Raw genomic sequence first — 6,015 nt, forward strand, 5'->3', positions numbered from 1 at the left:
TAGGGGTCCCATCAGGAAAACGCGGAATAACAACGCTAAGGATTTTCCTGACCATTGATGCCCCCTTTATTTTCAATGTATTTCGACCATTTTTCATTCAAAAATTTTCTCAAGTAATCTAATTAGAGTTATTTCCATCTTTCCTTGTATTTATTAGCTTTTTATCTTGCTGCTCCGGAAAACGCGGAATAACAACGTTAAGACCCTCAATTTCATTAAATTTCAAGTTTTTATGAAAATTTAACAACGCTAAGGAATTGTCTAAATTGAATCTAACCCTTTAATTTCAAGGAGTTTTCGATATATCGAAGCTCGAGAAATATTTGTAATTTCACAGATTTGTTTTACTGTCATTTCACCCTCTTGATAAAGTTTTAAATGTTGCCTGAAATGTCCTCTTAGTATTGGGGGACTTTAGTCCTGTAGGACTTTTATTATTAGAAGAGTTTGTTAAAGGGGGAGTTTTTTATGGATAGCTTAGATTTAGGAACTTTATTTTGGGATTATAAAAATGTAGATCGTGATACAGCATATAGAAGTTTAGTTGCAAATAAACCAAGGACACTGTACAAATACAGATCTGGTAATAAAAATTCTATAGATGATTTTAAAGACGAACAGTTATGGTTTAATGATCCCTTTGATACATTTGTAAGTGGGGCTTTATTTGATAATTCAATTGAGGACTTAAAAGAAACTATATTGAATAGAAAAAGTACTATAGATAAAATATTTGGCAAAGCAGAAACAAATATTGAAGAGGATGAATTATTTATAGAAAATTTCAAAAAAAATGAAGAAGCTCGTTTGAACTTTATAAAAACAGTGAGAAGCACATTTCGAGTAAGTTGTTTTTCTCAAAAGAATGATTCAATTTTAATGTGGAGTCATTATGCTAATTCGCATAAGGGGTTTTGCTTAGAATATGATTTTAAAATGTTGAAAGAATTAATTACACTGCCTTTACCAGTTAAATACTGCAATGATTTGCCTAACGATATAGATGATAAATTAAAATTAATTTTTACTAAATCTAAAGAGTGGAGTTATGAAGAAGAATGGAGATTAGTAAAACCTGCGGAAAAATGTGTAAGTCAAAGTAATATTATAGCTCCTATAGCGATTTACTTAGGAAGTAATATGGATGAACAAATTAAGAAATCAATAATGGATATTGCTAAAGGTAAAAATATAAAAATTTATAAGATGTATTTAAATCAAAATGAATTTAAATTAGAGGCTAAATTAATATGGGAGCCAAGATTGTAAGATATAGAATAATGATAAAGATTATATACATATAGTAGGTTATTTAGATTATTTGTAGAATTATTCATATAAAATATATTTTAGGGGGATATTTTATGGATTTAAAAATGAGTGATCTACCTCCACAATTTGAAAATATAGCTATGAGAGTTGGAATAGATATAACTAAGGTGTTATTTGAAGAATTTGGGGGGACATCTGTGTATTTTCCTACTGAAAAGATGATATATAAAGAAGCTCGTGATAGAGATATTATAGAAGAGTTCAATGGATTTAATGTAAAGGAATTAGCGAGTAAGTACAGAATGTCTGAAAGTTATGTTAGAGCTATTATTCGGAAAAATAAATAATCAAGTTGAATTTTTAGAAATTAAATTGTATTATTACGACTTAAATAAAGTTTTAGATTTTTAACAAAATACTAATAAAAAGAGCTCCATAATCTATTTTTAGATATGGAGTTCTTTTTATTTTAAGAAGTTAACAAGCTAAATAACAATATTAAAAAATTAAAGAGAATAATTAAAAAGACTGGTAAATTACTAAAAAAGTAAAGTTAACGTATTTTAGAATTTAAAACTATTAATTTAAGATTAACTTTAAAAAGTAAAGTTTCAAAAAAATAGAAACAAGTAAACTTATTACAATCACTTGCTTGTTGTCATTAATTAGTGATAACAAGGTCTTAAATTTGATTATTATTGAAATTTCATAAAATACAGCTATTTCAATGATTTAGATAATGTTTGGTGCTTTTTTTCGAGAATATGATAGTTAGGCCTATAATATTATACAAATAATCTTTCATTCTCAACATATATACCAATTAGTGCATTAATTTATCATCTATGTACTAATTGGTATTACTAGATTTGAACAAATTTTGGTGCAATTTTGCAGAAAAAACGCAGGTTGGCCTATAAAAATTTAACTTATCTATTTAAATTTAATCTCTAATTGCGTTTAATTTATGAAGCAAATACTCTTTTTTATTCAATGGATCATAAGTTGTTTTTTGGCGTGCTTTTGCAAATCCAGCGGAAACTTCCTTATACCCATAAAATTTTGTCACAAACATTCCCCTACCTTCTGTATATGAAGCTATTTTCATTTTATATTCTTTTGAATTTTCTACTGGAATTAATCCCTTTATTGAGAATTCATCCCCTATAACAATAGGATTATCAAAGGTTGCCCTCATAGTTTCTAAATCCCATACCGCTTTACTTAAAGCATTTTGAGGAATCCTTAAATCAAACTCATGTAATGGCTCTAATAAAACAGTTTGTGCTTTATATAATGCTTCCATTAATACCATAGGTGTCACATTTCTAAAATCTGCTGGAGTGCTGGCTGGACTAAAAAATTCACCACAGCTAAGAGTGACTTTTACATCTGTAACCTCCCATCCAAATAATCCTTGTTTGCTTGTCTTAATAACTGCTTCTTCAATTGCATTTTGAAAAGATTTTGGCAATGACCCTACTGAAACATTAGAAATATACCTAAGACCTTCGCCTCTCCCTGCTGGTTCTATTTCTAAGCCTACTGTCGCCCAAAATGGATTTAAGTCTTCCTGCATATGCATTATTGATGATCCAAAACCTTTAGGTGTTTCCTTATAGATAGTCTCAATATTCGAAAACTCTACTTTTATTCCATATAAATCATCTAAGATAGAACTTAGTATTTCCATTTGAACTTCACCGAATAAGTTGACATAAATTTCTTTATCCATGTCATTCATCTCTAATTCTAGTAGTGGATCTTCCTCTGCAAGTAATATTAATGCTTTAAATAGCTCTGGATTTTTTTCTTTATCAATTGCAGAAATTGTTGTTTTTAATGCTGGTTTAGCTATAGATATATTTTTAATTTTATTATTTGAAATTCCAATAACATCTCCCACTTGGAAACTTGTAAGTCCATATAAAATACCTATATCCCCTGCTTCTATCCTCTGTGCTTCAATAATTACACCATTTTCTAGCCTATTAATTTTCTTTACTTTTTCTGCTAGCTCCTTATTAGGTACTTGAATTTTATCTCTTACAGATATTTTTCCTCCAAATAATCTTACATAAACCTTCTTTTCATTTTTACTTGCTCTTTCGATTTTAAACACTACTCCAGATAAATCACTTTCACAATCATCACCTGCAAATGGAAAATAACTACAAATTCCATCTAATAAGTCTTCAACTCCAAGTCCAATTGCTGCCGCACCACAAAATACTGGATATAGACTTCCTTCACTTGCATATAATGAAAGCTTTTCTTGTATTTCTTCTTTATCAGGTTCTATTCCACCAATATATCTTTCTAAAAATGCTTCGTCTAAGTCTGATAAAACATCAATAGCATCATCATTTATCATGCATGTATCAAATAGTTTTTTTATATAAACAGCTTTGCTTCCTACATCATATACTTCTTGTAATCTAACTACTTTATTGGACATATTCTTCTTTATATCTTCAAATACTTTATTGAAATTTGCCCCAATTCTATCTAGCTTATTTACAAAAATTATTGTTGGAATGTTTAACTCCTTTAATGTCTCAAATAATATTCTTGTTTGTGACTGAATACCCTCTACTCCTGATATAACTAGTATCGCTCCATCTAAAACACTTAATGAACGTTCAACTTCCGAAATAAAATCCACATGTCCTGGAGTATCAACAATATTAACCTTAACATTATTCCAATTAAAAGATATGGTTGACGATTTAATGGTAATTCCTCTCTTACGTTCAAGCTCCATAGAATCCGTCTGTGTATTGCCTAGATCAACTCTTCCAACTGATTTTATAGCTCCACTATAATATAATAAGTTTTCTGTTATAGTTGTTTTTCCTGCATCCACGTGTGCTACGATTCCTATATTAATTATTTTCTTCATAATCAATACCTCCAACTCTATCAACCACCTTTTTATCCATTATCATAGCAACAATATATAACACTAATACCGGTGTTACTAATAACGAAGTACATGCTATACCCATACTTACTGAAATATTTGTAGCTATGATTCCTATAATTGGTCCACCTAAAATTTGACCTAAGGAATTTATTTGTCCATTTATAGAAAGTACAGTAGCTCTGGCCTTGTCATCTATATGTCCATTAAGCCATGCACTAAATGTAGGTTTATTTATAGTTCTAAAGGTACTTGTCGCTAAATAAGCTATTAGCATTAAGTTAAAGCTTTTTGTAATAGCAAATATGAACATAAATGATATATAAAATATATTTATACATAATAACAGCTTTCCATTTTGATTCTTATCATCATCCTTAAGCTTTTTTGCCATAAAATGCATTACTATAGCACTCAATATCATTCCTGAAATTCCAAAAATTCCGAACCAAGTCACTGATTTAAGGTTTCCAAGTTTAGGAAGCATAGTATCTTGTAAAAAATGCACATTAGAAAGTCTATCATAACCTTCACTGGATAATCCATAAAATAAAGTTACTGAAAGCAAAATTATAATTATAGGTTTGCTTTTTATAAATTTAATACCAGATTTAAAGGTATATCCCATCTTTTTGAATGTATTTAAATCCTCTGGAGCAGATGATTTAAAATTATTTTCTGGCATATATAACCATAAAAATAATGCAAGAATTATAAATAAAACTCCACTAACTATAATAGGTAGTCTTACAGAGAAATTAGCTATTACAGTGCTTAGTACTATTCCAATAACCGATCCTATCTGTCCTGCTTGTGCTCCCTTTATATAAATTTTATCCAAATCTTTATCTTTCTCTTCTTCCGCAATCCAAGCTTCAACAGATCCACTGATAAAAGTAGAACCTAATCCCCATATAATCTGTGCTGCAAGTATGAAAACGAAACTAGAAATAGAACCTTCTAAAATAAATCCCACTCCTGTTAAAACTACACCAATAACAATAGATAGTTTACGACTGTACACATCTGCAACTATGCCTGTAGGAATTTCAAATATAAAGCATGCTACTTCTAAAGTAGTTCCAACAAGTATAAGCTGAAGTGGATTTAAATGCACCGTTTCAATGTGATACACTATCATAACTGTAGCTACTAGCGAAAAACACATTGCTGTAATAGCTGAAAATAATAAATAAGTTTTATATGCTGAAAGTTTATTAACCATTAATCATCACCATCCTAATATTTCTTAAAAAATTTGTTTGTTTTTCATAATCTTCATATTTAAATATATAAATCATCAAAATAATCTCCTTAAATAAAAAAAGGCTGTAAATGAATATAATTCACTTACAGCCTCATAATTATATAACCTAAATATAAACATGAAATATAGAACTTTAATTTATATAGCTTATTATTAAGCTATTCAAATTAAAATCTTATACCATATCTATAAATGTAGCAAAAATAGACATAAAAATACCGTGTTTAGAACACAGTTTTCCTATTCTGCAAATAGAGGTGTAACATGCTCATTATAATACTGATTATTTTTAGAGTACACAAACAAACATGGTAATATCAATAATTGATTCTACCACAAATAAACCTTGAGTTATTCAAGATTTTTTCATATACTTTTTAAAATAATCCTTATTCAGTTAGTTTAGTTAAAAACTACCTCTTTGCGCATATTTATAACCCCTTTACATTTATATTTTTCATGTTTATATTTTAGTATAATTACATTATATATAAATTTTGGTATTAAGTCAAGTTTTTAAACATAATTTTATAAATTATGCAACTTGTTTCTG

General features: G+C 28.6%; 4 protein-coding genes and 1 pseudogene. 2 read left to right on the forward strand and 3 right to left on the reverse strand.

Annotated features, from left to right (window positions below; all coding sequences use genetic code 11):
* Window positions 1-261: 261 nt before the first annotated feature.
* Window positions 262-378 (reverse strand): annotated as a pseudogene (locus Q0O83_RS11880) (helix-turn-helix domain-containing protein); the annotation flags it as partial.
* A 90-nt stretch (window positions 379-468) separates the two neighbouring features.
* Here Q0O83_RS11880 and Q0O83_RS11635 point away from each other — a divergent pair.
* Both Q0O83_RS11635 and Q0O83_RS11640 read left to right on the forward strand, forming a co-directional pair.
* Window positions 469-1,269 carry a DUF2971 domain-containing protein gene (locus tag Q0O83_RS11635; RefSeq protein WP_023050239.1) on the forward strand — a complete coding sequence of 267 codons (801 nt, stop codon included), beginning with the start codon at window positions 469-471 and terminating at the stop codon, window positions 1,267-1,269.
* 95 nt (window positions 1,270-1,364) lie between these two features.
* Window positions 1,365-1,619: a Mor transcription activator family protein gene (locus Q0O83_RS11640; protein WP_023050238.1), complete on the forward strand. Its 255-nt coding sequence runs from the start codon at window positions 1,365-1,367 to the stop codon at window positions 1,617-1,619.
* 596 nt (window positions 1,620-2,215) lie between these two features.
* Here the strand turns inward: Q0O83_RS11640 and tetB(P) are convergent.
* Window positions 2,216-4,174: a tetracycline resistance ribosomal protection protein TetB(P) gene (gene tetB(P) / locus Q0O83_RS11645; RefSeq protein WP_294097280.1), complete on the reverse strand. Its 1,959-nt coding sequence runs from the start codon at window positions 4,172-4,174 to the stop codon at window positions 2,216-2,218.
* On the reverse strand, window positions 4,158-5,420 hold the full coding sequence (gene tetA(P), locus Q0O83_RS11650; RefSeq protein WP_294097281.1) for a tetracycline efflux MFS transporter TetA(P): 1,263 nt from the start codon (window positions 5,418-5,420) through the stop codon (window positions 4,158-4,160). Before tetA(P) ends, tetB(P) begins: the two co-directional genes overlap by 17 nt.
* Between the last annotated feature and the right edge of the window lie 595 nt (window positions 5,421-6,015).

It is taken from the genome of uncultured Cetobacterium sp., assembly GCF_945952365.1.
Taxonomy (GTDB): Bacteria; Fusobacteriota; Fusobacteriia; order Fusobacteriales; family Fusobacteriaceae; genus Cetobacterium_A.